The sequence below is a fragment of the Chelatococcus sp. GCM10030263 genome (assembly GCF_042666455.1).
In the GTDB taxonomy this organism is placed as follows: domain Bacteria; phylum Pseudomonadota; class Alphaproteobacteria; order Rhizobiales; family Beijerinckiaceae; genus Chelatococcus.
Window position 1 is genome coordinate 255,790 of the sequence record NZ_JBHTDB010000003.1, and the last position, 24,812, is coordinate 280,601.

Here is a 24,812-nt window from a genome sequence, read left to right on the forward strand (position 1 = left end):
CTCCTCAATGGCGGACAACCTGCGGCCTACCCGGCAATAGAATTGCCCGGGATTGCGCCTGACGCAGTTCAACTTCTGAAGGACCTCATCGAGCTAGACGACGGCGTTTCAGGTCGATATGCCGCCGATCTCCTTGCTGAGATACAGGTTCAACGGTCTAGGCTGGCGGCCACCGCTAATGAAACGCCAATAACCTCCAACGTCCAGACTTACATCATAGACGCCGCGGTCGTATACGCGCTTTCGGTAGCCTTGCTACAGTACGCTCGCCGGGATCTGTCTTCGCCTTCAGAAGTAAACGGAGAGGCTGTTCACTCAGCCCTGCGAAATATGGGGTTTTGGTCCAGCGAGTATCAGAATTTGCGTGATGCCGCCTTACGCCGTCGAGTGAGAGGGATGCCCCATCCTCCTCACTCGGAGGATTCGTGACCAATCGACATATCGACGGCAGCCGGAAATCGCGAATCGCGCGATTGTTCTCCAAGATGAACTCCGCCCTGGCGCTTGCCCTGAACCCCCGGGACCGCAGCCGCAGCCCGGTCCGCTGGATTTTCGGCAATGATCCCGTCGGGGCATTCCAACGCCTCGACCACAGCCGAGCCGACCATCGGATCGGAACCGAACGGCTGCGTTCCGGCTTCTCAATGTGCAAGCCAGGAGGAGCGAGCCATGGATGATTCACGAGACAAGTGCGGCGCCGACAATCGCAGCAAGGTCGCAGGCGACCAGGATTACAAGGTCAGCTACTTCGCCAAACAGCACGGCATCATGACGCAGGAGGCGAAGAGCCTGATCGAGAAATTCGGGAATGATCGAGCGAAGCTGGACGCGACGGCCGCCGAGATGAAACGAGGTCGGAGCTGAGGCGTTGAGAACGCTGGTCGCGGCCGCATTTACCTGCACGCATACGCTGACGTCAGCCCCCCAAACGCGTGCCACACACTCGGGAATAGACGTCCCTAAGGTCCAATGGAAACCCCACCGTGGACTCAGCCCTGTGAAGGCAGTAGTGCCTGAGAGGAGAGCATGGGGGCACCAATGACGACGGAATACGATCGGCGTAAAGGGTTGAGTTTCAGGCAAGCTGAAGGCATCGATGAACTGCCGCAACAGATGCGGTCTGACGAGCTTCCACTCTCGACCCGCAATGCCTTGTGGGCGGTCATTTACGCGTCCGCAAAAGACAAAAGCGGCTATGAAGTTGTAAATCGAGAATGGCAAACGCTTCTCACAGTTATGTATGTCAGCTTTTTCAATTTGCCGCTCGATGAGTTCTCTGTATCGGACGCGCTTGATAAGGTTAAGTCGGCGCTACTTGATGGAGCGTACTACGACTGTTATGAGCTGATTCAGTGGATTGCCCGTTACGAACCGGCTCCCCACCAAACTGTTGATTCATTTCAGACCGTATTGGAAAAAAGTCGTGCCGGTTTCAGATTTATCAATCGCGATACCCTCGTACCGATGACATCGGAGCAAGAGCGCCGCACCCTAGAGGCTGCTTTCGAAGACCTCTCTGGCGCTAAAATGACTGGCGCTCTTTCCCACCTTCGGACATCTGCCTCTCATCTGACGCACGGTCGCTACGCCGATTCCGTTAGAGAGAGCATTCATGTCGTGGAATCGGTCGCCCGGGCCATTGTCGGTAATGAGACCTCCCTTGATCGAGCACTTATGAACCTGGAAAAGAGGAAGTCCATCCATCCAGCAATGAAGAGAGGCTTTAGTGCGCTCTACGGTTACACGAATGATCATCAGGGAATAAGACACCCCCTAGTTGATGATCCGGTTGCAAACGTTGATGAAGCAGATGCAGTTTTTATGATTGGGGCTTGCGCCGCCTTCGCGAGCTACCTGATTCAAAAATCCATCACCTAGGACGCCCTGCTAAAGGGTCTGAGGCGGCGAGACTAGCGCGGCGGTCATCTTGACCGGCTCCGCGCGCCTCGAATGCGATGAGGAAAGCATCGTTGCAGATCCGGTGCCAGAGTTGAGACATGCCCGTCTCGGGGTCGGCCGCCTCACCCTCCCACCAGGCGAGTCCATGGCGCTCGGCCGCATCGAAAGGCCGGCTCCAGGCATTCCCTTCTCCCAGTTGCGCTCGCCATATTTCTCGGCCCCATAGGCCAGCACGGAGGCCAAGGCGATGATTGCCTCAGGAGGGATCAGATCCAAGCGCAGCGCCGCCCGCTCGGCAGGATCCGCAGGGAGCGCGCGGGCGAGTTGTTCGAGGAAGGCGCGCGGCAGCCGGTGAAGCGGCGCCTTGTCCTGATCATCCTTGCGTCCCTCCATCACGCCCTCCCCATCTCGGCCGGGATGCGCACGCGCGGGAGCGGCGGGATGGCCGGCTCCTCGAGTTGGATCTCGACGCGCTCGCGCAGCTTCCATCGCTCGTGCAAGAGAAAGAGCCACTGCATCGGCGGCTCGAGGCTGGCGCGCAGGCCATTGCCATATTCGGTATAGCCGGGCACCGAGCCGTTGCTCAGCACGTTCCCCGGATTGGCCGAGGTGTGATAGTGCCCATGCAGGATGAGGTCCGGCCGGCGCCCTGCCCTCGCCTGTTGCGCTTCCACCTTCTTCGTGCCGCGCACGATCGGCGCTAGCGGGCCGATGAAGCCCTGCCCGCCGCCCGTCCCCATGCCGTCGCCGTGGTTGACGAAGACGGTATGGCCGAGCACCGGCACGACGGCGTCGCGCGAAGCGCCGATCTGGAATGTGACGCGCTTGTCGCCCTCGAATCGGTCGGCGATCATGGAAGCCGCCAGCGTGTCATATGAGGCGCGCGCATAGAGCTTCGCCGTCGGCTTCAGCGTCACCCGGCCATGGTTGCCCGGCACCGAGACGACATGCACCCGGCCGAAGGTTTCGCGCAGATGCCGGATGCCGGCCGTGACCTCCTCGACCACGAAGCGCACCTGTTCATGGGCCGTGAGGCCATTGGTGATGCGCAGCTCCTCGTGGATGTCGCCGGAGACGAGATCCCCGCCGAGGGTGAGCAACACGCCCTGATTGTCGCAATCGACGGTCCATCGCGGGCCAATCTCGCAGGCCGCGGCAAAAAGGAGCCGCAGCCGCCTGCGGCAGATCTCGACGTCGAAGGCATTGAGGCCCAGGATTTCATCGGAGCTCACCACCTCCCCTGCATGCACGTCGGACAGGAGAAGCCCGATCACCGAACGGCTGCGCTTGCCCGACGATGCCGCGAGCAACCACGCAGGCGGCTGCACCGACTGGCCGCGCATGCCCGCCAACTGTTCGGCGAGCAGCTCCACCTTGGCGAGCTCGCGCGCCAGGCTGAGCGAGCGCCGCCGATAGAAAGCCGCATCGTGCTGCTCGCGGCGCTGCGCCTCCGGCGGCTTCTCGGCCGCCTGCGCCAGCATGGCATTTCTGATGCGCCGAGCGGAGCGCTCGCCGATGCCCATCGCGCGGGCCGCCGGCGGCGGCGTCGAAGACATATTCGCCCTTATGGACGACGCCGGCCGGCTGATACTTGCCGCCTGGCCCGGTATAGCCGCCGGTCGCGTAAAGGCCGCCCGAGCCTCCGGCAATCGTGGCGCCGCCGCCGCTCGACCCGCCGAAGAGGCCGCCCAGCGCCCCGATGAGGCCGCCCGTCTTGCCGGCGCCGGCCGAGGTGCCGAACAGCCCGGCGAGCGGCCCCTGGCCGAGCAGCGCCGCTTGTAGGGCCGCATCCCCGAGCGCCGAGACGACACGCTTCAACGCATCCTCGACCGTCGCCGAGCCCGTAACGATATCGGAGAAAAAGCCTGAGAGGTTGTCGCCGATGAATTGCTGCAGTTCTTGAAACTGCTGCTGCTTGTCCCGCGCATCATCGAGCGCCTGCGCCGCACGCCCATAGGCGGAGGTCAGCTCATCGATCCTCTGGCGCGCCTGCGCATCGACGGGCACGCCTTCCTTGTCGACGGCGAGCCCCGCCCGCTTGGCATCGGCATAGAGCCGCACCGTCTCGGCCGCCTTCTCGCGGGCCTCGGTCGTCTGGTCCAGACCGAGGCGCTCGGCATTGAGCGCGGCGATCTGCTCACGCGTGCTGTCCAATGAGCGCTGAAACTGATCGTCCGGCGAACGCCGCGATGATCCGCCCCCTCCGCCGGCACCGGATTTCGGCGCGGCCGGAAAGTCCTTGATGGACACCTTTTTCGGCGGCGGCGCCGCCGGCAATACCGGCCCGTAGACCTCCCCGGGGGCGAGCTTGCGGGTGTCGCCGTTGATCAGGGCGCCGAGCTCGGCCCCGAGCGCCCCCTGTGTCCTGTTATCGTTCGCGATCTTCTGAAGATCAGAGATGACGGGAAGCTGCGATCCAAGCAGACGAAGCCGCTCGGCAAAGTCCGCCACCGATCCCGATGCATCGGCGATCGCCTGGGGAATCTTGCTGATCGCGGTGGCGATGCCGTCGATCGCATGGGCCGTGACGCCCGAGGCCTTCGTCACATCGTCGAATTGGCCGACGACCTTCACCACCTCGGTCTGGAGGTTCTGCCATGCCTGGCCGACGCTGCCGGTCGTTCGGCTTGCCTGATCGGCGAGCGTCTGGACGCCTCGCGGCAAGCGCGGCATGTGATTTCGATGAGGTACTGCCATGCCAAGGCAAAAAAGCGCTGGCGCGAGCACTTCGGGTGAGTGGATCGATCCCGATGACGCGCCGGAGTTGACGGAGGAGCACTTCGCACGCGCCGACCTGTATGAGGGCGAGACGCTCGTGCGCCGCGGCCGGCCGAAGAGCGAGGCGCCCAAGCAGCAGGTCACGCTGCGCTTGTCCCAGGACGTGCCTGGCGCATTTCCGCGCCACGGGCGCCGGCTGGCATCGCCGCATCGATGCGGAGCTGCTCAAGGCCGTGCGGCGGGCGCGCAAGGGCGATGATCGGAAGAAGGCGGGCTGAGGCATCAAGCTGGCTGCACCGAAAGCCAGGTTGGCGCGATCGTCAATATGAGCGAGCAGATGGTACGGCACTATTGCCGCGACGTGCGCTGGCGCGTGACGGCATGAAGCTACTCGAAAACCGCTGGGCCGAGCTGCGGCCGAAGTCGCTGCCGAGAACGGGAACAGAACGGGAATTGGAAAACGGCAGCTGAATTTGGAAAACCGCCCTCGCTGAGGCGGCCACCACCAAACCAGAAAAGCTATCGTTTTCAAGTGGTTCGATGGTGGGTGCACAAGGGCTCGAACCTTGGACCCGCTGATTAAGAGTCAGCTGCTCTACCAACTGAGCTATGCACCCGCCGCGGCGCTGCGAGCGCCGGCATGGGCGGGTGTTAGCAAAGACGCCGGGCGCTGTCCAGCGTCGCAGCACATTTTGCCGGCATTTGGCTGCCGCAAACGCATTTCAAGGACGAGGCCGCCTCGCCCGGAGCGAAGCGGCCGTCTCGTGCGGCTGGGAACGTGTTCGGGCGCGTGGCTGCCCGGCGCTCAGAAAACGCGATAATGCGAGGATCTGGGACTTTTTCGCGATTCAGAAGACCGCGAAAAAGCCAGTCAGACAAGGGCGCCGTCAGGCGGCGGCGTGGGCGTGCAGCCGTTCGCCACGCGCCATGAGCTTGTTGAGCGCCGAGAGATAGGCGCGCGCCGAGGCGACGAGCGTGTCGGGATCCGAGCCCCTGCCCGTCACGGAGCTGCCGCCGCCCCCCAGCCTGACGGAAACCTCGGCCTGCGCGTCCGTGCCTTCAGTGACCGCGTGCACCTGGTAGAGCTCGAGCACGGCCTCGTGCGGCACGAGCGCCTTGATGGCGTTGAAGGTGGCATCCACTGGCCCGTTGCCCTCCGCCTCCTCCGTGCGCACGTCGCCGCCGACATCTAGCTTCATGGTGGCGCGCTGCGGGCCGCGCGTGCCGGCGATGATCGAGAGCGAAATCAGCTTCACCCGATCATGCGCGGTCAGGATGCCCTGATCGACGATCGCCTCGATATCCTCGTCGAAGACGTCCTTCTTGCGGTCCGCCAGATCCTTGAAGCGCCGGAAGGCATCTTCCAGCGCATTGTCGCCGAGGTCGTAGCCGAGCGCCTTCAGCTTTTCGCGGAAGGCATGGCGGCCGGAATGCTTGCCCATGACGAGCGAGGTCTTGGACACGCCGACCGACTCCGGCGTCATGATCTCGTAGGTGGAGGCCTCCTTCAGCATTCCGTCCTGGTGGATGCCGCTCTCGTGCGCGAAGGCGTTCCGCCCGACGATGGCCTTGTTGTACTGCACCGGGAAGGAGGTCACCGCCGAGACGAGCTTGGAGGCGCGCGTCAGCATGGTGGCGTCGACGCCCGTAGCGTAAGGCAGGATGTCGCTGCGCGTCCGGATGGCCATCACCACCTCTTCGAGCGCCGCATTGCCGGCGCGCTCACCGAGACCATTGATGGTGCATTCCACCTGCCGGGCACCGCCCTCGACGCCCGCCAGCGAATTGGCGACCGCGAGCCCCAGGTCGTCGTGGCAGTGCACGGAGAACACCACCTTGTCGGCATCCGGCACGCGCTCGCGCACGCTGCGGAACATGGCGCGGTATTCGTCCGGCGTCGCATAGCCCACCGTGTCCGGCAGGTTAATGGTGGTGGCGCCGGCCTTGATGGCGGCATCAACGCAGCGCACGAGATAGTCGACGGGCGTGCGCGTCGCATCCATGCCCGACCACTCGACATCCTCGACCAGGTTGCGCGCCTGGGTCACCGTCGCGGTGATGATCTCCAGTACGTCCTCCTGGCTCTTGCGCATCTGATGCGCGAGATGGATGGGCGAAGTGGAGACGAAGGTGTGGATGCGCGGCCGCTTGGCGTGGCGAACCGCCTCCCCGGCCCGCGCGATATCGGCGGGAATGGCGCGCGCCAGCCCGGCGATGACGGCACGCTTGGCGCGCTTGGCGATTTCGGAGACCGCCTCGAAGTCACCGATCGAGGCGATCGGGAAACCGGCTTCGATAATGTCGACGCCCATGGTGTCGAGGAGCTCGGCAACCTCGAGCTTCTCCTCGAAGGTCATGGAAGCGCCGGGGCATTGCTCGCCGTCGCGCAGGGTCGTGTCGAAAATGACGACGCGGTCCTTTTCGGCCGCGGATACGGGGCTGGTCATGAATATCGTCCTTGAGCATGGGAGAGCGCCTCACGGGAGCGCTCGGATCTCGGTGCCGCACAATCCCCTGAAGGCCCAGGCGCCAAGCCCGGCCGGCCCTCAGGGGCGGCTAAGGAGAAGAAGGCCCGCGAGGCCGATATCCAGGGAGAGCTCGAGACGCGCATACGCGACGCCGGCGGCGGAAGCCGCGGTCGTCCGTGCGATCTCTCGAGCCGTCATGTCCACTGGACTACGATCCTCTCCCGATGCCGACGCGAGCCTGAGCCGCAGCGACGATGATAGTCTTGTACCCGAGACGAAGGGTCGCTGACAAGCGCGACAATCACCCGGTTGACCGGGAGGCAGCAAAGACGAAAGCTGAAGCGTGAGGGAATCACGCCCGGGGACACCGATGCTGCGTCGTTTGAGCTTTGTCTTGCCGATCCTCGCCGGCCTTGCGGCCTGCAATACCACAGCCTCGGCGCCGCCCACGCCTGCGGCGAGCAACGGGGTGGAACTCGCGGCGCCGCTCGATACGGCGAGCCTTGCCGGCAAGAGCTGCGGCGAGCCCTTGCTGAAGTTCCGCAGCCTGGTGGACAACGACATCCAGGTCGGGCTCCTGAGCCCCTCCGTCTATAAGGTGATCACGCCCGATCTCGCCCGCGTGGCGGCAACCTGCGCGCGCGGCAACGAAGGCCAGGCGCTGGCGGAGCTGCATGCGATCAAGTCGCGCCACGGCTATCCGTGAAACTTGGCGGTCATCCCAGGGCCGGACGCAGTGCGGCGCCTGGGGTCCAGAACCGATGCCGTCGGTCGTGAGCGGTAGCCTCGACCGCCCGAGCGCGCTCGATCTCACGCGCGTTTTCGGGCGCGTCCCACCGTGCATCTGACTCCGTTTCCAGGTCCCAGGCAGCGGCCCGCCGCTTCCGGGATGACGGCGTCCTAGGCCAGCACGTGCCGTAGATAATGCTGCAGAAAGAGCGGCATGGTGGCGGTATCGATATCCGCTGCACGGCGCACCAGCTTGAGGCCGGCGAGTTCCGGCTGCTCTTCGCTCGCCAGGAAGCGCTCGATCCGGCCGACGAGCTCTGCCGCCGATAAAGGCGAGCGCACGATACGCATCAGTGCGACGCGCGCGCCCTCGAACACCGCGGTCCAGCCCTCCTCGATCGTGACGTCGTCAGGCGTGATGCCGGTCTCCTCGGCAAGTTCACGCGTCACGCTGCCGAGGAGATCGAGGCGCCCATCGGGCAGCACATCGCTCATGTCGGGGGTGCCGGCTGGGAAATACACGCGACCGGCATTGGCCGTGTGGCTCCCCATCACGCCGAGCACATAGGCGCCATCGGCGGAGCGCAGGGCGGCCATGGCGAAGCAATTGCCGGTGCCGGGATCGGGCGCGCCGAAGTCGCGCATGGCGAGGAAGCTCGCGTAATCGACGGCGATCACCTGCCCGGTCATCACTTCGCCGTCGATCTCTCGCTGGCGCATCACGAGCACGCGGCCGTTGAACAGCGCGGGGTTGGCGGCTGTCAGCGCCGCCCAATGTGCCTCGATGGCAGCGCGATTGGCCTCGGCCCAGGGCCAGACGCCGTCCACGAGGCGCAGATCGACCTCCCGCAGGGTGAGAAGTCTCGGCTCGGTCGTGGAATGCATGAGCGGCCTCGGAAGAGGGGTTCGGCGTGCGACGGGGACCTAGAGCAGCAGCCTTCCCTCGCTGACGAGAACGACTTCCCCGCCGATCGTCGCGCGCTCCAGCGCGCCGCCGGACGCCGTGATCGTCAGCGTGATATCGGACGGCCGCCCCATGGCATAGCCTTGTTCGATGACGACGCTGTGCTCGCCATCCGCGAAGCGGTCGCAGTCCATGATGAGCCCGGCGAAAGCCGCGACCGCGCTGCCGGTCGCCGGATCCTCGCCGATGCCGAGCCCCGGCGCGAACATGCGCGCGTAGTAATGGTGGCCGGAATCGAGCGGCTCGCGACAATAAATGAAGGCATTGGCCCTGAGCCCCTCGCCGAAGGCTGCCGACCAGCTCTGCGAATTGGCCCGCACCCGGTCCACCGCCGTGCGACTCGCCAGCGGCACGAAGGAAAAAGGCGTGCCCGCGGAATAACGCGCCGGCTTATGCCCGGACAAGCCGATATCCCCGGCTGCAAGCCCAAGGGCGGCGGCGATTGTTTCCGCCTCGGGCAGATCACCGAGGCGCTCGGGCAGCCGCGGCAGCGCGAAGGTCGCGCGGCCCGTCCGCTTACCCGTCACCATGACGCTACAGGGCACGATCCCGACCTGTTCCTCGAGCCCGAAATCGGCCGAAGCGCCTCCCGCGAGCGCGAGCAGCACGGCCGTGCCGACCGTCGGATGGCCGGCGAAGGGCAGTTCCTGCTTGGGCGTGAAGATCCTGAGGCGCGCCCGATGGGCGGGGTCGTCCGGCGGCAGCACGAAGACCGTTTCCGACAGGTTGAACTCGCCCGCGATCGCCTGCATGGCGTCGTCCGTCAGCCCTTCGGCGTCCAGAACGACGGCGAGCGGATTGCCGGCATGCACGCGCCCGGTAAAGACGTCGAGCGTCAGGAACCGCCGACCGGTTTTGGTGGCACTCTCGGACATCACAGCTTCTCCACGGCAAAGCGCTGGCTGGGGCTGACGAATTCCTCCTGCGCGGCAACCAGCAGGATCTCGCGCGAGCCTGCCTCGGCCGTGCGCCGGAGAAGCCCGTGGATGGAGGCAGCCGCCTCGGCGAGTGCTTCGGCCGCGCGGCGGGTCTTGAGGTAATGCACGAAGAACAGGGCGGCGATGGCATCGCCCGCGCCATTGACGCTGATGCCGAGCTTCGGCGTGCGCACCCGCCACGTGCCATCGCCGTCGGACGCCAGGAGGTCGACGGCATCGGCCGGCGTCTCCGCCGTGTCGAGCGACGTGACGAGCACGACCTTCGGTCCGAGCTCATGGACCGCGGCGACCGCCGCCTTGGCGTCGGCAAGCGTCGCAATCTCGCGGCCGGCGAGAAAACCGAGCTCGAACTGGTTGGGCGTGACGACGTCGGCGGCGGGCACAGCCTGGTCGCGCATGAATTCCGGGATGCCCGGCCGCACGAAGACGCCGCGTCCGACATCGCCGATCACCGGATCGCAGCAATAGAGCGCTTGCGCATTGGCCTGCTTGACGCGGACGACCGCCCCGAGGATCGCCGTGCCGATATCGGCCGAGCCCATATAGCCGGAAAGCACGCCATCGCAGGTGCGGAGCACGCCGCGATCGGCGATGCCCTCGAGCACCTCCTCGATCGCCGGGCCGTCGAAGACACGGCCCTTCCAGGCGCCGTAGCCGGTGTGGTTGGAGAATTGCACGGTGTGGATGGGCCACACCTCCACGCCGAGCCGTTGCAAGGGGAAAACCGCCGCGGCATTGCCGACATGGCCAAAGGCGACATGCGACTGGATGGAGAGGATATTCATGGCGCATCAACTCTCGATGATGCGCATGTCTAGCCCGAGCCTGCGGCCGCGAACAAATGAAAAGGCGAAAAGCGATTCGTCAGCCGGCGTGATGAGTGGCGGGCGCGCCGCGATCCTTGCGGATCACCAGCCGTCGTCGAACCAGTAGCGGCACCCGTAAGGCGCGACGTGGACGTGATGTTCGGCGATGATCGGCCTCTGGTCGATCGCATTGCTCTGGATCCACGCCCTTCGCTCAGCCGCCTCGTCTGCCTCGCGCCGCAGGGAAAGCCTCATCATGCAATCGGCGAAATCCTTCGACCTGGGCTTGAAGCCGAAGGATGCGCATTTGTCCCTGTCGATCGCGCGAAGCTCTTCCGGACTGAGCGGCGGCTGCCCGGTGCCGACGCAACCGGACAGACCCAGGGCTCCCATGAGGACCACCAAACGAACAGCGAGCATCGGCCAATCCTACGCGGCACGAGCCGGTGTCGTCCGACTCGGGACGGCAAGCTAATGCAGGCCTCACGCAGGTTCTTGGCGTCTAGAGCTTTCGCTCGTGCAGTGGCAGGCGTGGCGGGCGAATGGCCGGCGAGGCCGGCCGTCGCCCGTCGCCGATCACTGCGTCGCCGCCGCCTTCACGAATTTGTCGGTGAAGGTCTTGGCCAGATCGATATTGGCGCTGGCGAGTTCGGGATCGAACTGCTTCAGCATGTCATTGGCGCTCTTCATGCCCTCCGGCGGAATGATGCCGGTCACCGAATAGGTGTCCTTCGACGCCTTGACGGCGCGCATATAGAGGTCCTTGTTGCCCAGCCAATATTCCTGCGGGACGGTCGCGGCGATATCATCCGGCGAGGCCGTCGCGAGCCACTTCAGGGCCTTGTAGAAGGCATTGACCACGTGTTGGACGGTGGCCGGGTTTTTCTCGATGAAGTCGCCCTTGATATAGACCACCGCCGCCGGGTTTGAGCCGCCGAAGATCTCGCGCGTTCCCTGCTCCGTCCGGGAATCCGCCAGAATGGTGATCTCGCCGTCCGTCTCCAGCTTGGAGATGACCGGATCGAGATTGGAGATCGCGTCGATTTCGCCCTTCTCCATGGCGGCAACGGCGCTCATGCCGCCGCCGACGCCGATATAGGCGGCATCCTTCGGATTTCCGCCGGCCTTGGCGATGAGATAATTGACGAAGAAATTCGTCGACGAGCCGGGCGCCGTCACGCCGATCTTCTTGCCTTTCAGGTCTGCGATCGTCTTGATCTCGCCGGCCTTGTCCTTCTTCACGCCGAGCACGATGCCGGGAAAGCGGCCGAGCTCGATGACGGCGCGGATGTCCTGGTTCTTCGCCTGCATGCGGATGGTGTGCTCATAGGCGCCGGCGACCACGTCGACCGATCCGCCGATGAGCGCCTGCAGCGACTTCGCGCCACCGCCGAAGTCGTTGATGGTGACGTTGAGCCCCTCTTCCTTGAAATAGCCCTTCCGCTCGGCGATCGTCAGCGGCAGGTAATAGAGCAGCGGCTTGCCGCCGACGCCGAGCACGAGATCGGGCTTTTCCGGCGCCTGCGCCTGCGCGCCGGTCGCGGCGAGCACCGCCAAAGCTGCAGCCGCAATGGTTTTCATGAACATCGACTTTCCCTCCCTGAGCAATTTGGTTGAGGCTTTTCGAGACGAAGGTCAGGTCGTCGCGACGACGGGCGGCCGCCACACGAGCAGCCGCCGTTCGATGGCGGTGACCAGGAGATCGATCAGAATGACGAAGATCGACAAGACCAGCATTCCGGAGAATACGCCGGTGGTGTCGAACACGCTCTCCGCCTCGTGAATTTTGTAGCCGAGCCCCGCCGCCGAGCCGAGATATTCCCCGACGACCGAGCCGACGAGGGCAAAACCGACCGAGGTGTGGAGCGAGGAGAACATCCACGTCAGCGCCGACGGCCAATAGACATGGCGCAGGAGCTGGCGCTCGTTCATGCCGAGCATGCGCGCGTTGGACAGCACCACCGGGCTCACCTCGCGCACGCCCTGGTAGACGTTGAAGAAGACGATGAAGAAGACGAGCGTGAAGCCCAGTGCGACCTTCGACCAGATGCCCAAGCCGAACCAGAGCGCGAAAATCGGCGCGAGCACCACGCGCGGCAGGGAATTGGCGGCCTTGATATAGGGCTCGAAGACCGAGGCCAGGATCTCCCGGCGCGCGAAGGTAAAGCCGGTGAGGATGCCGCCGATGGCGCCGAACAGGAAGGCGAGCACCGTCTCCAGAAGCGTGATGCCGATATGCCGCCAGATTTCGGTTCCGGTGAGATCCCGCCAGGTGCGCAAGAGGACATCGCCGGGGGTCGAGAAGAAGAAGGGATCGAACAGGGGCTTGCCCGTGCCGATCTTCATGGTCAGCAGGTGCCAGATGAGCAGGAAGCCCACGCCGACCCCGATCTGGGTGGCAAGGAGACTTGCTCGCTTCATGCCGACCTCCCCTCGCCCTGCGCATAGGCCTTCTGCACCTCGAGCTTGAGCGTCGCCCAGATCGCCCGGTGCAGATCCATGAAGGCCGGCTCCGCGCGGATCTCGCCGATGTCGCGCGGCCGCGAGAGCGGCACGGAATAGTCGCCGACGATGGTCGCGGCCGGCCCCGCCGACATGATGACGACACGGTCGGCGAGCGCGATCGCCTCGTCGAGATCATGCGTCACGAACATCACCGCCTTGCGGTTCGCCGCCCACAGGTCAAGCAGGAGATTGCCCATGATCTGCCGCGTCTGCGCATCAAGCGGCCCGAAGGGCTCGTCCATCAGGAGAATTTCCGGATCGCGGATCAGCATCTGGGCGAGCGCCACGCGCTTGCGCTGGCCACCGGAGAGCATATGCGGATAACGGTCGGCGAAAGCGCCGAGCCCGACGCGGCCGAGCCATTGCCGGGAGCGCTGCAGCGCCTCGGCGCGCGGCACGCCCTGCGGTTCGAGCGCGACGGCGACATTGTCGATGGCCGTCTTCCACGGCATCAGGGCATCCTGCTGAAACAAATAGCCGGCGCGGCGATTGAGCCCGGTGATCGGACGGCCGAAGATGCGCACGGAACCGGCCGAAACCTTCAGGAGGCCGGCCGCCGCATTGAGCAGGGTGGACTTGCCGCAGCCGGTCGGGCCGACGATCGCCACGAATTCGCCCGGCTGAACGGCCAGATCGATCTCGTCCACAGCGCGATAGCCTGCACCGCCCTGGAGGTTAAAAGAGATTGCGACCTGCGCCAGCTCGACGGCCGATTCGTGTGGCGCAGCTTCCGGTTGATGCGAAACGGCCTCGCGGGCGGCAAATGGCTTTGGCATGTTCAAACTATGGGCATTGGGCGCACCACACTACTCGAAGCGCCCCACCGTGCAACCCGGTCGATATGACAATGACCGTTTCACAGCGACCGGGGGAAAGTGGCCGCCTGCCCGACCCGACATTCTGCCTCGACCAGGCCGACTTCCATGACGCTTGATCAGTTCGTCGATACCGTCGTGACATGGACGCGCGATCATCAGGCCTGGGCGCCGGCGCTCGCCTTTGGCTTCGCCTTCGGCGAATCCCTCGTCGTCCTGTCGCTCGTCGTGCCCGGCTCGCTCGTGCTCGCCGCCGTCGGCGCCTTGATCGGCGCCGGCGGGGTGGAGCTATGGCCGGTCTGGCTCGGGGCCGCCTCTGGAAGCGTGATCGGCGGCTGGATCTCCTACCGGATCGGCGACCATTACGAGGAGCGCGTTGTCAACGTCTGGCCCTTCAACCGGTACCCCGAGAAAATGGCGGCCGCGCATCGCTTCTTCGAGCGATGGGGCAGTTGGAGCGTCTTTTTCACGCGGTTTCTGGGACCCCTGCACGGTGTGGGTCCACTCGTCGCCGGCGCCTTCGGCACGCCGCGGCTGTTGTTTCACGTCTCGAACATCGCCTCGGCGATGCTCTGGGCCTTCCTTGTGCTCGCGCCCGCGGCGACGGCCGTGCGCAACCTCATGCCGGTGTAGGCTCGGTCTCCCCCTGCCGCGAATGGCCGTTGCGCTGCATGGCGATGGCCGCCGCCGCATAGCCGCCGCCGGCCCCGTCGATGAAATGCACGTGGTCGCTGCGCAGGGCCGAAGGCACGAAGCAGGTCATGAGCGCCGCATCCTGGCGGTGCGCGCCGGAGAGGGAGATGCCTGCGGCATCGGCCTCGGCAAGCCGCGCCTCGATGCGGTCGGCCTCCTCCGCCGTGCAATCGACGGTCATTCTGAGCCCGTCGTCATATTTGCGGAAATCGGAATTTTCAATGGTCTGCTTGATATAAGCGGCCGTGTCGAACTGGCCGATCCGCGGGATCGTCTTGAGAAAAGCGAAGCTGAAGAAGCCCTTGGCCCGCGCAAGAAGCCGCCTGAGCGCAAGCGGCCCGCTGCTGCGGCGCATGACATGCGCCTCGATCTCGGCGCCGGCCGGCGACCAGCCGGCGGCGACGGAGGGAACCGGCCTCTCGGCATGGGTGGCAAGTTCCAGAATGTCGTGGACAAGCCGGCGGTAATCCTCGCTCACAACAGCGCCGGCGGGCACGACGATAAGCGAGAGGATGACGCCGCGGCGCGCGGGAATCGGCTGCCAACGGCACGAAAGGCCGTTCAGATCCGGGCTGGCGCCGGCCGTGGGCGGAACGGCGAAGCGCCCCGCCTTCATCGCGGCGCTCGCCCAGGCGAGCCCGCCGCCGGCGAACATCGCATAACAGACATTCGGCGAGGGGGCGAAGCGTGCGACCCGGACATCGGAGCCCGCTTCGCGAATGGTCGCCACCGGCATCAAAGCGGCCCTGAGCGTGAGCCCCAGTTCCTCCCGCGCCCAGCCGGCGCTGGCGGCAAGCACGCCACGCGCCGCCTCGGCCGCTTCCGGCGGGATGGCGAAGCTCGCCCCGTCACCGCCGAAGACGAAAGGAAATTCCTCTTGGCCCAAGGCGTTGGACAATCCCGCGATGACGGCGACGCCCGCCACGTTCACCGCCTTGTAGCGCCCTTCGGCAATGGCCTGTCGCGACGACACGACATCCGTCATGCCGACCACCCAATCCTCCGGCAGGGGCCGATAGTAGCTCCCATCGAGCAGGTCGGGGAAGCGCGTGAAGATGGGCACTTCGGAATAGAAGCCAGATCCGGCCACTGACGTTCTCCGGACGGTTGCAGTCCATAAACTTATAGAATCAAGCCGCCCGGCGGAAGCGCGTCTTGACGCCCCAGCCCGGACGTGCAAGCTCCCGCCCCTTTTTGGAGGGAGCGCAGCCATGTCGGACGGGTGGGAGGAATCGGCTGCGGCCTGGATCGCCGATATGTGCGACGGAGGCGACTTCACGCGGCAGTGGGTGACGGACGCGCCGGTGCTCGCCCGCATCGAAGGCCGGGGCTATAAGACAGCGCTCGACGTCGGCTGCGGCGAGGGCCGGTTCTGCCGCATGCTGCGCGCCCGCGGCATCGCAACGACCGGCATCGACCCGACCGCCGCCTTGCTCAATGCCGCGCACCGGCGCGATCCCGATGGCGACTACCGGCTCGGCCGCGCCGAGGCCCTTCCTTTTGCGGATGCGAGCTTCGATCTCGTCGTGAGCTATCTCACGCTGATCGACATCGACGGTGTTGAGGCGGCGATCGCCGAGATGGCGCGCGTGCTCAGACCGGGCGGCGATCTCCTGATCGTCAATCTGAACAGCTTCGCCACGGCCGGGGCCTGGGATAAGAGCGACCCGACAAAGCTGCGCTTCGTCATGGACCGCTATCTCGACGAGCGGGCCGAATGGCTGAGCTGGCGCGGCATCCGCATCCGCAACTGGCACCGGCCGCTCAGCACCTATATGGCGCTGCTGCTCGCCCAGGGACTGACGCTCACCTTTTTCGCCGAGCCGGCACCGATGGGCGGCGATCCCGCCCGCCAAGAGCACTACCGCCGCCTACCCTATTGCCACATCATGGAATGGCGGAAGCTCGGCTGATTTTCACGCCCATGGCATTGGGCTTGTCCCGGCTACCTGGAACGGTTCGGTCATTCCGGGGCGCCGCGCAGCGGCGAGCCCGGAATCCAGAATCGATGGAGATAACGAAGAAGCGGAACCGATCAGCATCGCATTGCATGACATCGGTTCTAGATCCCGGACACCTCGCTGCGTTCGGTTCCGGGATGACCCGCGACGTTCAGCCAAGAAGGCGGCCGAAGCCGCCCATCTGAAACGCCTCAGTTCTTGGACTTGTCGACGAGCGCCTTCGCTTTGATCCCAAAGGGCCCGCGCCAGCGGGCCAGTCCGGCAGATGCCGTGGATCGGCTCAATTCTTGGACTTGTCGACGAGCGCCTTCGCTTTGATCCCAAAGGGCCCGCGTCAGCGGGCCCGTCACTGGGAGGCCGTGGATCGGCTCAATTCTTGGACTTGTCGACGAGCGCTTTCGCCTTGATCCCAAAGGGCCCGCGCCAGCGGGCCCGTCCGGCAGATGCCGTGGATCGGCTCAATTCTTGGACTTGTCGACGAGCGCCTTCGCCTTGATCCACGGCATCATGGCGCGCAGCTTCTCGCCGACATCTTCGATCTGGTGGGCGTTGACGCGGGCGCGGGTCGCCTTGAACGAGGTCTGGTTGACCTTGTTCTCGAGCATCCAGTCGCGCGTGAATTTGCCGGACTGGATGTCGGTGAGGACACGCTTCATCTCGGCCTTCGTGTCCGAGGTGATGATCCGCGGGCCGGTGACATATTCGCCGAACTCGGCCGTGTTCGAGATGGAGTAGTTCATATTGGCGATGCCGCCCTCATAAATGAGGTCGACGATCAGCTTCACCTCGTGGAGGCACTCGAAATAGGCCATCTCGGGCGCATAGCCCGCCTCGACCAGCGTCTCGAAGCCGGCCCGGATGAGCTCGACGAGACCGCCGCAGAGCACGACCTGCTCGCCGAAGAGATCGGTCTCGCATTCTTCCTTGAAGGTCGTCTCGATGACGCCGGCGCGTCCGCCGCCGATCGCCGAGGCGTAGGAGAGGCCGAGGTCATGGGCATTGCCCGAGGCATCCTGATGGATGGCAATGAGGGTCGGCACGCCGCCGCCGCGCTGATATTCGGAGCGCACGGTATGGCCGGGACCCTTCGGCGCAACCATCAGCACATCGAGGTCCTTGCGCGGCTCGATGAGGTTGAAATGCACGTTGAGGCCGTGGGCGAAGAGGAGCGCCGCGCCCTGCTTCATGTTCTCGGCGAGGCTCTCACGGTAGATGTCGGCCTGCAATTCGTCGGGCGTCAACATCATCACGACGTCGGCCCATTTGGCCGCGTCGGCGACTTCCATGACCTTGAGCCCTTCGGCTTCCGCCTTCTTGACGCTGCCGGAATCCTTGCGCAAGCCGACCGCGATCTCCTTCAAGCCGGAATCGCGCAGGTTCAGCGTATGGGCATGGCCCTGGCTGCCGTAGCCGATGATGGCGACTTTCTTGCCCTTGATGAGGTTGATATCGGCGTCGCGGTCGTAATAAACGCGCATCAGATGCCCTTTCCTTGGCAGACTTGGTTACGCTGTAGGCTTGTTCCGGCTCTTGTCACGGGCCGACCGCAGCGGCTGGCGGCGGTAAAGCCCGAGCGGCGCTTGCGGTCAAGTGTCAACTTGAGGTCAAGTGGCAAAACGCAAGGCAGCCGCGCTTGCCGGAAATGCCGAGAACGCTCGACACAGGCTGCGTTACCGGCTCGGTGCGACATCGATGCAGAACGTAGGAGGTTTTCACCATGACGCCGACGCCCGATGACGTGATCGCCTTCTGGCAGGAAGCGGGGCCGGACCGGTGGTTCGCGCGGGATGATGCCTTCGACGCGGAGATCGCCCACCGCTTCAGCGCCCTGCAAGCCGAGGCCGCGGCTGGCCGGCTCGCCGCCTGGGAAGACACGGCCGAGGGCGCGCTCGCCCACGTCATTCTGCTCGATCAGTTTTCGCGCAACATCTTTCGCGGCGATCCGCGCACCTGGGCGGCCGATCCCCTCGCCCGCGCCGTCGCCGACCGGGCGATCGCCCGCGGTTTCGATCACGCGGTCGCGCTCGAGCTGCGCCGCTTCTTCTATCTGCCCTACATGCATTCGGAAGATCCGGCCGACCAGGAGCGCTCGGTCGCGCTGAACCGCTCCCTCGGCGACCCCGACTCGGTGAAATGGGCGGAGCACCACCGCGACGTCATCGCGCGCTTCGGGCGTTTTCCCCATCGCAATGCCGTCCTCGGCCGGGAGAGTACGCCCGAGGAGCAGCGCTTTCTGGACGAAGGCGGCTTCGGCGGCTGATGCGGCCACGCCTTCACATCGCCTCCGCGCCGCGGCTCATCGCCGCGACGCCGGTGCGTGACACTTCGACCAAGCCGCATTCGGCCATGAGCGCAACGAAGCGCTCGACCTCCTCCGAGGTGCCGGTGAATTCGAAGACGAAGGAAGCGAGCGTCGCATCGACCGTGCGTGCCCCGAAGGCCTGGGCGAGGCGCAGAGCCTCCACGCGGTGATCTCCCTGCCCCACCACCTTGAGGAGCACCAGCTCGCGCTCGAGCGTCGGCCCCTCCTCCGAAAGGTCCCGCACCCGGTGAACGGGCACGAGCCGGGCGAGCTGCGCCTTGATCTGCTCGATCTCCGCGTCCGTGCCGGTCGTCACGATAGTGATGCGCGAGATGTGCTTCTCGTGCTCCGTCTCGGAAACCGTCAGGCTCTCGATATTATAGCCGCGCCCCGAGAACAGCCCGGAAATGCGCGCGAGAACGCCGGGCTCGTTGTCGACGATCACGGCGAGCGTGTGGCGCGCGACCGAGGCCGCCGGCAGGGGATCCGAATAGACGGACGACATGGACTTTCCTCGCAGCAAAGGGGGGCGAACGTGGCGCATGATCAGGTCTTCTTGCGATAATCGGCAATGGCGGGCTCGTCGACCTCGTCATGGGCGACAACCCAAGTCTCGGCGAGCGCTGCCTCTTTCCAGGCCTTGAAGGCCTCCGTGCCGAGGACGGCGTCCATATAGGCGCGGCTCACCGGATCGACGTCGATGGAATAGGTCTCGAGACGCGTGACGACCGGCGCGTACATGGCATCGGCCGCCGAGAAGCGCCCGAAGAGGAACGGCCCGCCCGCGCCGAAGCGCTCGCGCGTGCCACGCCAGATTGCGGTAATGCGCGCGACGTCCCGGGCGACATCCGGCCCGCGGTCGCGCGCCGCGAATTTCTTGGCGATATTCATCGGGCAGGCGGAGCGCAGCGCCCGGAAACCGGCATGCATCTCGGCCGATACCGCGCGTGCCATTGCCCGCGCCGCGCGATCCGCCGGCCATACGCCTGCCTCCGGCCAGCGCTCGTGGGCATAATCCATGATCGCGGTTGATTCCCATACCGTCACGTCGTTGTCGACGAGGATCGGCACGGTGCCCCCGGCCCCGTAAGCGAGGATCCGCGCCTTGGTGTCCGGCTCATCGAGCGGGATCGTCACCTCGTCGAAGGCGATGCCGAGCTGACGCATGAGGATCCACGGCCGGAGCGACCAGGACGAATAGACCTTATTGGCGATGACGAGCGTGGGCATGGGACCTCGCGTGATCACAACGGGTTCGATATCCTCCCCTTGAGGGGGAGGGTCGCCGCGGCGTCAGCCGCGGCGGGGTGGGGTGGGGTGGCGACCGGCTTCATCTCCGCGGCGAGGCCACCGTGCAATGCCGCGTAGATCGTGTCCAATACACCTTCCAGATTGTCCGACAGCTCAGCATTCCAGAAGCGCAGGACGCGATACCCCTCCTGTTCCAGCCACGCCGTTCGGCGGGTATCACGTGCCACTGTCGCCTCCTCGGAATGATGTCCGCCGTCTAGCTCAATCACCAATTTCACCCTGAGACAGGCGAAATCGGCCACATAAGGTCCGATCGGCACCTGCCGGCGGAAATGCGTGCCGAGCGTGGGTACGCGCTTCAGGGCACGCCAGAGAACCTGCTCCGGCTCGGTCGTCCTAGCCCGGAGCGCCTTGGCGCGAGCGACCCGGAACTTACGCAGTCCGTCGTGCTGCGACATGCCCGTCTCCGCGCCTCGTCGGCATCACCCCACCCCGCACCTTCGGCGCGACCCTCCCCCTCGAGGGGAGGGTACACCAGCGCCCGGCCCCACCCTCCCCTTGAGGGGGAGGGTCGTCGCGGCGTCAGCCGCGGCGGGGTGGGTGAACCCGTATAGCTCACACCAGCATCTTGCCCTTCTCGTCGATCACCGTGCCGATATCGGACGCGGCGGCTGCATCGCCGAGCAGGATCTCGTTATGCGCCTTGCCCGAGGGGATCATCGGGAAGCAGTTCTCGGTCTGGTCGACGACGCAGTCGAAGATCACCGGCCGCGGCGTATCGATCATCTCCATGATCGCTCCGTCGAGATCGCCCGGCTTCTCGCAGCGAATGCCGACCCCGCCATAGGCCTCGGCGAGCTTCACGAAGTCCGGCAGGGAGTGCGAATAGCTCTCCGAATAGCGCCCGCCGTGCAGAAGCTCCTGCCACTGGCGCACCATGCCCATGTATTGGTTGTTGAGGATGAAGACCTTGATCGGCAGCCGGTGCTGGATCGCGGTCGACATCTCCTGCATGTTCATGAGGATCGAGGCCTCGCCGGCGACGTCGATGACGAGCGCCTTGGGATGGGCGATCTGCGCGCCGATTGCCGCCGGCAGGCCATAGCCCATGGTGCCCAAGCCGCCCGAGGTCATCCAGCGGTTCGGCTCCTCGAACTTCAGGAACTGCGCCGCCCACATCTGGTGCTGGCCGACTTCGGTCGTGATGTAGGTATCGCGGTCCTTCGTCAGCGCGTAGAGGCGCTCCAGCGCATATTGCGGTTTGATGATCTCGTCGGAACGGCGATAGGCGAGGCAATCCCGCGCCCGCCATTTGCCGATCTCGCCCCACCAGCTCTTGAGCGCCGGCTTGTCGACCTGCGGCGCAGTCGTGCGCCATAGCCGCACCATGTCTTCGAGCACATGCCCGCAATCGCCGATGATGCCGATATCCGCCTTGACGTTCTTGTTGATCGACGACGGGTCGATATCGATGTGGATCTTGCGCGAATGCGGCGAGAAGGCATCGATCCGTCCGGTGATGCGGTCGTCGAAGCGGGCCCCGATGGCGATCATCACATCGCAATCATGCATCGCATGATTGGCCTCATAGGTGCCGTGCATGCCGAGCATTCCGAGGAACTGGCCATCGGAGCCCGGATAGGCGCCGAGGCCCATCAGCGTCGAGGTGATGGGAAAGCCCGTGAGCTTGACGAGTTCGCGCAGCAGCGCCGACGCCTCCGGCCCGGAATTGATGACGCCGCCGCCCGTATAGAAGATCGGCCGCTTGGCCGAGGCCATGAGCGCGACGGCGGCTTTGATCTTGTCGAGATCGCCACTGACCTGCGGCCGATAGGTCTTGTGCTGATTGTCGGTCGGCCGGAGATAGCTGCCCTTGGCGAACTGGATGTCCTTCGGGATATCGACGACCACCGGACCCGGCCGGCCGTTCGACGCGACATAGAAGGCCTCGTGCAAGATGCGCGGCAGGTCCTCGATGCGCTTCACGAGATAATTATGCTTCGTGCAGTGCCGGGTGATGCCGACCGTGTCGCATTCCTGGAAGGCGTCCGAGCCGATGAGCTGCGTCGGCACCTGGCCGGTGATGCAGACGAGCGGGATGGAATCCATCAGCGCGTCCGTTAGGCCGGTGACAGCGTTGGTCGCGCCGGGCCCTGAGGTCACGAGAATGCAGCCGACCTTGCCGGAGGAGCGGGCGTAGCCCTCGGCCGCATGGACCGCGCCCTGCTCGTGGCGCACGAGCACGTGGCGGATCTTCTCCTGGTGGAACAACGCGTCATAGATCGGCAGCACGGCGCCGCCCGGATAGCCGAACAGAAATTCGACGCCTTGGTCCTGCAGGGCGCGGACCACCATTTCGGCGCCGCTCATTGTCTCGCTCATGGATATGCTCCGTTCCGTATTCGGCAAACCGGACAGCGGATCCGATCGGGGCAATAAAAAAGGCCCCCGAAGGAGCCTGCATGCGCCACCAACCGGACCTGCGGGTCAAACCCGCTCCGTCGATGGCGCCCCCGATACAATAAGCTTCGCGCGCATGCGCTGGTCATCCCGATTGAAGTTGCGGGACGTTAGTGGAGAGCGGAAAGCCGGTCAAGATGCTTTCACCACATTTGTCGCCAGGGCGGGATGCCGGCGCCGCTTTGCCGCCTCCCCCGGTCGACCTGCACATGCGCCAGATGCACTCCGATGTGCAAAGCCCGCATGACAGCAGCCGCGCCCGCAGCCTGGCCATGGTAGGAATTGCGCGAATCGTGGACGCTCACTTCGGACGTTCACTTCGAACGTTCACTTCGGACGCTCGGTTGAAAAGCGACGCGGAAAGCTGGAGCATGACGCCGCGCAGCTCCGCAGAGGAAAAGGCGGGTACTGGCTTGACCATCTTCGCAGTCCGCCACGTCACGACCTACCGCTACAAGCAGCCGGTCGGCTTCGGCGAACATCGCATGATGTTCCGGCCGCGCGACAGCTACGATCAGCGGTTGCTCGCGAGCGATCTCGTCATCACCCCGCAGCCCGCCTCGCTGCGCTGGATCCACGACGTCTTCGGCAATTGCGTCGCACTTGCGCGCTTCTCCGGGCGGGCGGCGGAACTGCGCTTCGAGAGCCACATCCGGCTGGAGCATTCGCCATCCAATGCGCCCGATTTCCAGATGGACGAGCATGCCAAAACCTATCCGGTTTCCTATGACGCGGAGGAATTGCCAGACCTCGCCCGTTCGATGGAGGCGCATTATCCCGATCCCGACCGGACGCTCCATGCATGGGCACGGCAATTCCTGAAGATCGGGCGGCAGACCGATACCGGCTCGTTGCTGATGACGATGACCTGCGCCATCCGCGAGAGCTTCACTTACGTGCGGCGGATGGAGGCGGGCACGCAGTCGCCCTCAACCACGCTCGCGCTGCGCCAGGGCACCTGCCGCGACTTCGCGCTCTTGATGATGGAGGCCGTCCGCTCCCTCGGCTTCGCGGCCCGCTTCGTCTCGGGCTATCTTTATGTACCGGATCGCGACGGCGCCTCTCACAACGGCGGCGGCGCCACCCATGCCTGGTGCGAGATTTATCTGCCCGGAGCCGGTTGGGTGGAATTCGACCCGACCAATGGCATCATCGGCAACCGCGACCTGATCCGGGTCGCCGTGGCGCGGGACCCGCGCCAGGCCGTGCCGCTGTCCGGAACCTGGATCGGCTTTCCATCCGATTATATCGGCATGGAGGTCGAGGTGGAGGTGACCGCCGAGCCTCCGGCCACCCTCGTCGAGGAGGCGCTCCCAGATGCACGCCGGGCCGTGGAGCAGGGCCGATAGCGGCCCGCGCGACGCCGAGCTAGAGCGATGCCGCGACCGCATTCTCCGCGTCTTCCGGCGTCACCCAGGTGAAGCCCGTGAGCTGGTGCCGGAAGAAGGTGAATTGCCGCTTGGCATAGCGGCGGGTGTCCGCCTGCGCTTCGGCAATTGCGGCGTCGAGGGCAAGGTTCCCGGCGAGATGCCGGATGAGCCAGGGCACGCCATGAGCGCGCATCACCGGCAGGTCCGGGTCGAGCCGGCGCGCGGCGAGCGCCCGCACCTCGTCAAGCGCGCCGGCATCGATCATGCCGGTGAAGCGCGCATCGATCCGCCTGCCGAGCTCGGTCCGGTCCGGCGCCAGAAAGAAGGCGGAGCGGGCGGCACCAGCCAGCGGTCCGGGCTTGCGCTGCCCGCGAAAGGCAGTGAGCGAGCGCCCGGTGGCGGCAAAAACCTCGAGCGCCCGCAGGATGCGCTGCCGGTCGGTGGGACTGATCCGGGCAGCGCTCGCCGGATCGCGCACGGCGAGATCGGCAAATAGATGCGGCGTCTCCCGCCCCTCGGCCTGCGCACGAACCTCCTGCCGCACCGTCTCCGGCACGGGCGGGATATCGGAGAGACCCTCGGTGAGGGCCTTGAAGTAAAGGCCTGTGCCGCCCGTGACGATCACCGGTCGGCCCTCTGCGCGCGCTTCGTCGAGAATGCGCGTTGCATCGGCGAGATAGCGCCCGACGGAATAATTCTCGGCCCCGTCCACATGCCCATAGAGCAGATGCGGGGTGAGCGCCTCCTCCGCCAGGCTCGGCCGCGCCGTGATGACGCGCAGATCCCGATAGACCTGCATGGAATCCGCGTTCACGATGAGGCCGCCCATGCGCTGGGCAACCGCGATCGCCAGCGCGGACTTGCCGGAAGCCGTCGGCCCTGCGATGAGGACGGCCCGTAGCCTGTCCGACACGTCCGTCTCCCCCGTTATGG

25 protein-coding genes, 1 tRNA gene and 2 pseudogenes are annotated in these 24,812 nt (G+C 65.4%); 9 read left to right on the plus strand and 19 right to left on the minus strand.

Going from position 1 to position 24,812, the window contains the following annotated elements; genetic code table 11:
• The first annotated feature begins 669 nt into the window (after positions 1–669).
• Positions 670–864 (plus strand): DUF3606 domain-containing protein, encoded by a 195-nt coding sequence (locus tag ACFQU1_RS05860; protein ID WP_378130270.1) that lies wholly within the window; start codon positions 670–672, stop codon positions 862–864.
• Between the two features lie 174 nt (positions 865–1,038).
• The gene (locus ACFQU1_RS05865) at positions 1,039–1,878 is read left to right on the plus strand and encodes an AbiJ-NTD4 domain-containing protein (RefSeq protein ID WP_378130272.1); all 840 of its coding nucleotides are present in this window, start codon (positions 1,039–1,041) and stop codon (positions 1,876–1,878) included.
• On the opposite strand, the pseudogene ACFQU1_RS05870 reads toward ACFQU1_RS05865, so the two are convergent.
• From ACFQU1_RS05870 to ACFQU1_RS05880, 3 genes and pseudogenes are all read right to left on the minus strand, one after another.
• Positions 1,871–2,388 (minus strand): annotated as a pseudogene (locus tag ACFQU1_RS05870) (dATP/dGTP diphosphohydrolase domain-containing protein). The gene ACFQU1_RS05865 and the pseudogene ACFQU1_RS05870 overlap by 8 nt on opposite strands.
• A complete protein-coding gene (locus tag ACFQU1_RS05875) occupies positions 2,292–3,131 on the minus strand; it encodes a hypothetical protein (protein ID WP_378130274.1) in 840 nt (279 codons plus the stop codon). Before ACFQU1_RS05875 ends, ACFQU1_RS05870 begins: the two are co-directional and overlap by 97 nt.
• On the minus strand, positions 3,118–4,572 hold the full coding sequence (locus tag ACFQU1_RS05880) for a hypothetical protein (RefSeq protein WP_378130276.1): 1,455 nt from the start codon (positions 4,570–4,572) through the stop codon (positions 3,118–3,120). The genes ACFQU1_RS05875 and ACFQU1_RS05880 overlap by 14 nt, the downstream gene beginning before the upstream one ends.
• A 22-nt stretch (positions 4,573–4,594) precedes the next feature.
• On the opposite strand from ACFQU1_RS05880, the gene ACFQU1_RS05885 reads away from it, so the two are divergent.
• Positions 4,595–4,876, plus strand: a complete 282-nt coding sequence (locus tag ACFQU1_RS05885) for a BrnA antitoxin family protein (protein WP_378130278.1) — start codon at positions 4,595–4,597, stop codon at positions 4,874–4,876.
• Positions 4,877–4,900: 24 nt separating this feature from the next.
• Positions 4,901–5,088: pseudogene (locus tag ACFQU1_RS05890) on the plus strand (hypothetical protein); the annotation flags it as partial.
• 70 nt (positions 5,089–5,158) lie between these two features.
• Here the strand turns inward: ACFQU1_RS05890 and ACFQU1_RS05895 are convergent.
• Positions 5,159–5,234, minus strand: a tRNA-Lys gene (locus tag ACFQU1_RS05895).
• 270 nt (positions 5,235–5,504) lie between these two features.
• Entirely contained in the window at positions 5,505–7,064 is a 1,560-nt protein-coding gene (locus tag ACFQU1_RS05900; RefSeq protein ID WP_378130280.1) for a 2-isopropylmalate synthase, read from the minus strand.
• 391 nt (positions 7,065–7,455) lie between these two features.
• On the opposite strand from ACFQU1_RS05900, the gene ACFQU1_RS05905 reads away from it, so the two are divergent.
• On the plus strand, positions 7,456–7,791 hold the full coding sequence (locus ACFQU1_RS05905) for a hypothetical protein (protein WP_378130282.1): 336 nt from the start codon (positions 7,456–7,458) through the stop codon (positions 7,789–7,791).
• Positions 7,792–7,985: 194 nt separating this feature from the next.
• Here ACFQU1_RS05905 and ACFQU1_RS05910 read toward each other — a convergent pair whose 3' ends face one another.
• From ACFQU1_RS05910 to ACFQU1_RS05940, 7 genes are all read right to left on the minus strand, one after another.
• Complete coding sequence (locus tag ACFQU1_RS05910; RefSeq protein WP_378130284.1) at positions 7,986–8,699, minus strand: NUDIX hydrolase; 714 nt, start codon at positions 8,697–8,699, stop codon at positions 7,986–7,988.
• 39 nt (positions 8,700–8,738) lie between these two features.
• Positions 8,739–9,653, minus strand: a complete 915-nt coding sequence (locus tag ACFQU1_RS05915; protein WP_378130286.1) for a PhzF family phenazine biosynthesis protein — start codon at positions 9,651–9,653, stop codon at positions 8,739–8,741.
• Entirely contained in the window at positions 9,653–10,501 is an 849-nt protein-coding gene (pdxY, locus tag ACFQU1_RS05920) for a pyridoxal kinase PdxY (RefSeq protein WP_378130288.1), read from the minus strand. Before pdxY ends, ACFQU1_RS05915 begins: the two co-directional genes overlap by 1 nt.
• Positions 10,502–10,624: 123 nt before the next feature.
• Entirely contained in the window at positions 10,625–10,942 is a 318-nt protein-coding gene (locus ACFQU1_RS05925; RefSeq protein WP_378130290.1) for a hypothetical protein, read from the minus strand.
• Positions 10,943–11,098: 156 nt separating this feature from the next.
• Entirely contained in the window at positions 11,099–12,109 is a 1,011-nt protein-coding gene (locus ACFQU1_RS05930) for an ABC transporter substrate-binding protein (RefSeq protein WP_378130292.1), read from the minus strand.
• Positions 12,110–12,157: 48 nt separating this feature from the next.
• Positions 12,158–12,943: an ABC transporter permease gene (locus ACFQU1_RS05935; protein WP_378130294.1), complete on the minus strand. Its 786-nt coding sequence runs from the start codon at positions 12,941–12,943 to the stop codon at positions 12,158–12,160.
• The gene (locus tag ACFQU1_RS05940) at positions 12,940–13,803 is read right to left on the minus strand and encodes an ABC transporter ATP-binding protein (protein ID WP_378130296.1); all 864 of its coding nucleotides are present in this window, start codon (positions 13,801–13,803) and stop codon (positions 12,940–12,942) included. The genes ACFQU1_RS05935 and ACFQU1_RS05940 overlap by 4 nt, the downstream gene beginning before the upstream one ends.
• Before the next feature lie 147 nt (positions 13,804–13,950).
• Between ACFQU1_RS05940 and ACFQU1_RS05945 the strand changes: the two genes are divergently transcribed.
• On the plus strand, positions 13,951–14,475 hold the full coding sequence (locus ACFQU1_RS05945) for a DedA family protein (protein WP_378130298.1): 525 nt from the start codon (positions 13,951–13,953) through the stop codon (positions 14,473–14,475).
• Here the strand turns inward: ACFQU1_RS05945 and ACFQU1_RS05950 are convergent.
• Positions 14,462–15,625, minus strand: coding sequence for a DUF3095 domain-containing protein (locus ACFQU1_RS05950; protein ID WP_378130300.1), 1,164 nt, complete (start codon positions 15,623–15,625; stop codon positions 14,462–14,464). The genes ACFQU1_RS05945 and ACFQU1_RS05950 overlap by 14 nt on opposite strands.
• Before the next feature lie 121 nt (positions 15,626–15,746).
• Here ACFQU1_RS05950 and ACFQU1_RS05955 point away from each other — a divergent pair, with 121 nt between their 5' ends.
• Positions 15,747–16,448: a class I SAM-dependent methyltransferase gene (locus ACFQU1_RS05955; protein ID WP_378130302.1), complete on the plus strand. Its 702-nt coding sequence runs from the start codon at positions 15,747–15,749 to the stop codon at positions 16,446–16,448.
• A gap of 506 nt (positions 16,449–16,954) precedes the next feature.
• On the opposite strand, the gene ilvC is transcribed toward ACFQU1_RS05955, so the two are convergent.
• Positions 16,955–17,974: a ketol-acid reductoisomerase gene (gene ilvC, locus ACFQU1_RS05960; RefSeq protein WP_378130304.1), complete on the minus strand. Its 1,020-nt coding sequence runs from the start codon at positions 17,972–17,974 to the stop codon at positions 16,955–16,957.
• 239 nt (positions 17,975–18,213) lie between these two features.
• On the opposite strand from ilvC, the gene ACFQU1_RS05965 reads away from it, so the two are divergent.
• The gene (locus ACFQU1_RS05965; RefSeq protein WP_378130306.1) at positions 18,214–18,756 is read left to right on the plus strand and encodes a DUF924 family protein; all 543 of its coding nucleotides are present in this window, start codon (positions 18,214–18,216) and stop codon (positions 18,754–18,756) included.
• Positions 18,757–18,769: 13 nt separating this feature from the next.
• On the opposite strand, the gene ilvN is transcribed toward ACFQU1_RS05965, so the two are convergent.
• From ilvN to ACFQU1_RS05985, 4 genes are all read right to left on the minus strand, one after another.
• Positions 18,770–19,303, minus strand: coding sequence for an acetolactate synthase small subunit (gene ilvN / locus ACFQU1_RS05970; RefSeq protein WP_378130308.1), 534 nt, complete (start codon positions 19,301–19,303; stop codon positions 18,770–18,772).
• Positions 19,304–19,344: 41 nt separating this feature from the next.
• Positions 19,345–20,028 carry a glutathione S-transferase family protein gene (locus tag ACFQU1_RS05975; protein ID WP_378130311.1) on the minus strand — a complete coding sequence of 228 codons (684 nt, stop codon included), beginning with the start codon at positions 20,026–20,028 and terminating at the stop codon, positions 19,345–19,347.
• A gap of 14 nt (positions 20,029–20,042) precedes the next feature.
• A complete protein-coding gene (locus ACFQU1_RS05980; RefSeq protein ID WP_378130313.1) occupies positions 20,043–20,507 on the minus strand; it encodes an endonuclease domain-containing protein in 465 nt (154 codons plus the stop codon).
• Positions 20,508–20,664: 157 nt separating this feature from the next.
• Entirely contained in the window at positions 20,665–22,431 is a 1,767-nt protein-coding gene (locus ACFQU1_RS05985) for an acetolactate synthase 3 large subunit (RefSeq protein WP_378130315.1), read from the minus strand.
• Between the two features lie 491 nt (positions 22,432–22,922).
• Between ACFQU1_RS05985 and ACFQU1_RS05990 the strand changes: the two genes are divergently transcribed.
• Entirely contained in the window at positions 22,923–23,858 is a 936-nt protein-coding gene (locus tag ACFQU1_RS05990) for a transglutaminase N-terminal domain-containing protein (protein WP_378131581.1), read from the plus strand.
• Positions 23,859–23,877: 19 nt separating this feature from the next.
• Here the strand turns inward: ACFQU1_RS05990 and miaA are convergent, their stop codons facing one another.
• Positions 23,878–24,792, minus strand: a complete 915-nt coding sequence (gene miaA / locus ACFQU1_RS05995; RefSeq protein WP_378130317.1) for a tRNA (adenosine(37)-N6)-dimethylallyltransferase MiaA — start codon at positions 24,790–24,792, stop codon at positions 23,878–23,880.
• Between the last annotated feature and the right edge of the window lie 20 nt (positions 24,793–24,812).

What these genes read in the sequence shown, in the direction of transcription:
- ACFQU1_RS05860 (WP_378130270.1), top strand. Translation starts at nt 670, where the DNA reads ATGGATGATTCACGAGACAAGTGCGGCGCCGACAATCGCAGCAAGGTC.
- ACFQU1_RS05865 (WP_378130272.1), top strand. Translation starts at nt 1,039, where the DNA reads ATGACGACGGAATACGATCGGCGTAAAGGGTTGAGTTTCAGGCAAGCT.
- ACFQU1_RS05880 (WP_378130276.1), bottom strand. Translation starts at nt 4,572, where the DNA reads ATGCCGCGCTTGCCGCGAGGCGTCCAGACGCTCGCCGATCAGGCAAGC.
- ACFQU1_RS05885 (WP_378130278.1), top strand. Translation starts at nt 4,595, where the DNA reads ATGCCAAGGCAAAAAAGCGCTGGCGCGAGCACTTCGGGTGAGTGGATC.
- ACFQU1_RS05900 (WP_378130280.1), bottom strand. Translation starts at nt 7,064, where the DNA reads ATGACCAGCCCCGTATCCGCGGCCGAAAAGGACCGCGTCGTCATTTTC.
- ACFQU1_RS05905 (WP_378130282.1), top strand. Translation starts at nt 7,456, where the DNA reads ATGCTGCGTCGTTTGAGCTTTGTCTTGCCGATCCTCGCCGGCCTTGCG.
- ACFQU1_RS05910 (WP_378130284.1), bottom strand. Translation starts at nt 8,699, where the DNA reads ATGCATTCCACGACCGAGCCGAGACTTCTCACCCTGCGGGAGGTCGAT.
- ACFQU1_RS05915 (WP_378130286.1), bottom strand. Translation starts at nt 9,653, where the DNA reads ATGTCCGAGAGTGCCACCAAAACCGGTCGGCGGTTCCTGACGCTCGAC.
- pdxY (WP_378130288.1), bottom strand. Translation starts at nt 10,501, where the DNA reads ATGAATATCCTCTCCATCCAGTCGCATGTCGCCTTTGGCCATGTCGGC.
- ACFQU1_RS05925 (WP_378130290.1), bottom strand. Translation starts at nt 10,942, where the DNA reads ATGCTCGCTGTTCGTTTGGTGGTCCTCATGGGAGCCCTGGGTCTGTCC.
- ACFQU1_RS05930 (WP_378130292.1), bottom strand. Translation starts at nt 12,109, where the DNA reads ATGTTCATGAAAACCATTGCGGCTGCAGCTTTGGCGGTGCTCGCCGCG.
- ACFQU1_RS05935 (WP_378130294.1), bottom strand. Translation starts at nt 12,943, where the DNA reads ATGAAGCGAGCAAGTCTCCTTGCCACCCAGATCGGGGTCGGCGTGGGC.
- ACFQU1_RS05940 (WP_378130296.1), bottom strand. Translation starts at nt 13,803, where the DNA reads ATGCCAAAGCCATTTGCCGCCCGCGAGGCCGTTTCGCATCAACCGGAA.
- ACFQU1_RS05945 (WP_378130298.1), top strand. Translation starts at nt 13,951, where the DNA reads ATGACGCTTGATCAGTTCGTCGATACCGTCGTGACATGGACGCGCGAT.
- ACFQU1_RS05955 (WP_378130302.1), top strand. Translation starts at nt 15,747, where the DNA reads ATGTCGGACGGGTGGGAGGAATCGGCTGCGGCCTGGATCGCCGATATG.
- ilvC (WP_378130304.1), bottom strand. Translation starts at nt 17,974, where the DNA reads ATGCGCGTTTATTACGACCGCGACGCCGATATCAACCTCATCAAGGGC.
- ACFQU1_RS05965 (WP_378130306.1), top strand. Translation starts at nt 18,214, where the DNA reads ATGACGCCGACGCCCGATGACGTGATCGCCTTCTGGCAGGAAGCGGGG.
- ilvN (WP_378130308.1), bottom strand. Translation starts at nt 19,303, where the DNA reads ATGTCGTCCGTCTATTCGGATCCCCTGCCGGCGGCCTCGGTCGCGCGC.
- ACFQU1_RS05975 (WP_378130311.1), bottom strand. Translation starts at nt 20,028, where the DNA reads ATGCCCACGCTCGTCATCGCCAATAAGGTCTATTCGTCCTGGTCGCTC.
- ACFQU1_RS05980 (WP_378130313.1), bottom strand. Translation starts at nt 20,507, where the DNA reads ATGTCGCAGCACGACGGACTGCGTAAGTTCCGGGTCGCTCGCGCCAAG.
- ACFQU1_RS05985 (WP_378130315.1), bottom strand. Translation starts at nt 22,431, where the DNA reads ATGAGCGAGACAATGAGCGGCGCCGAAATGGTGGTCCGCGCCCTGCAG.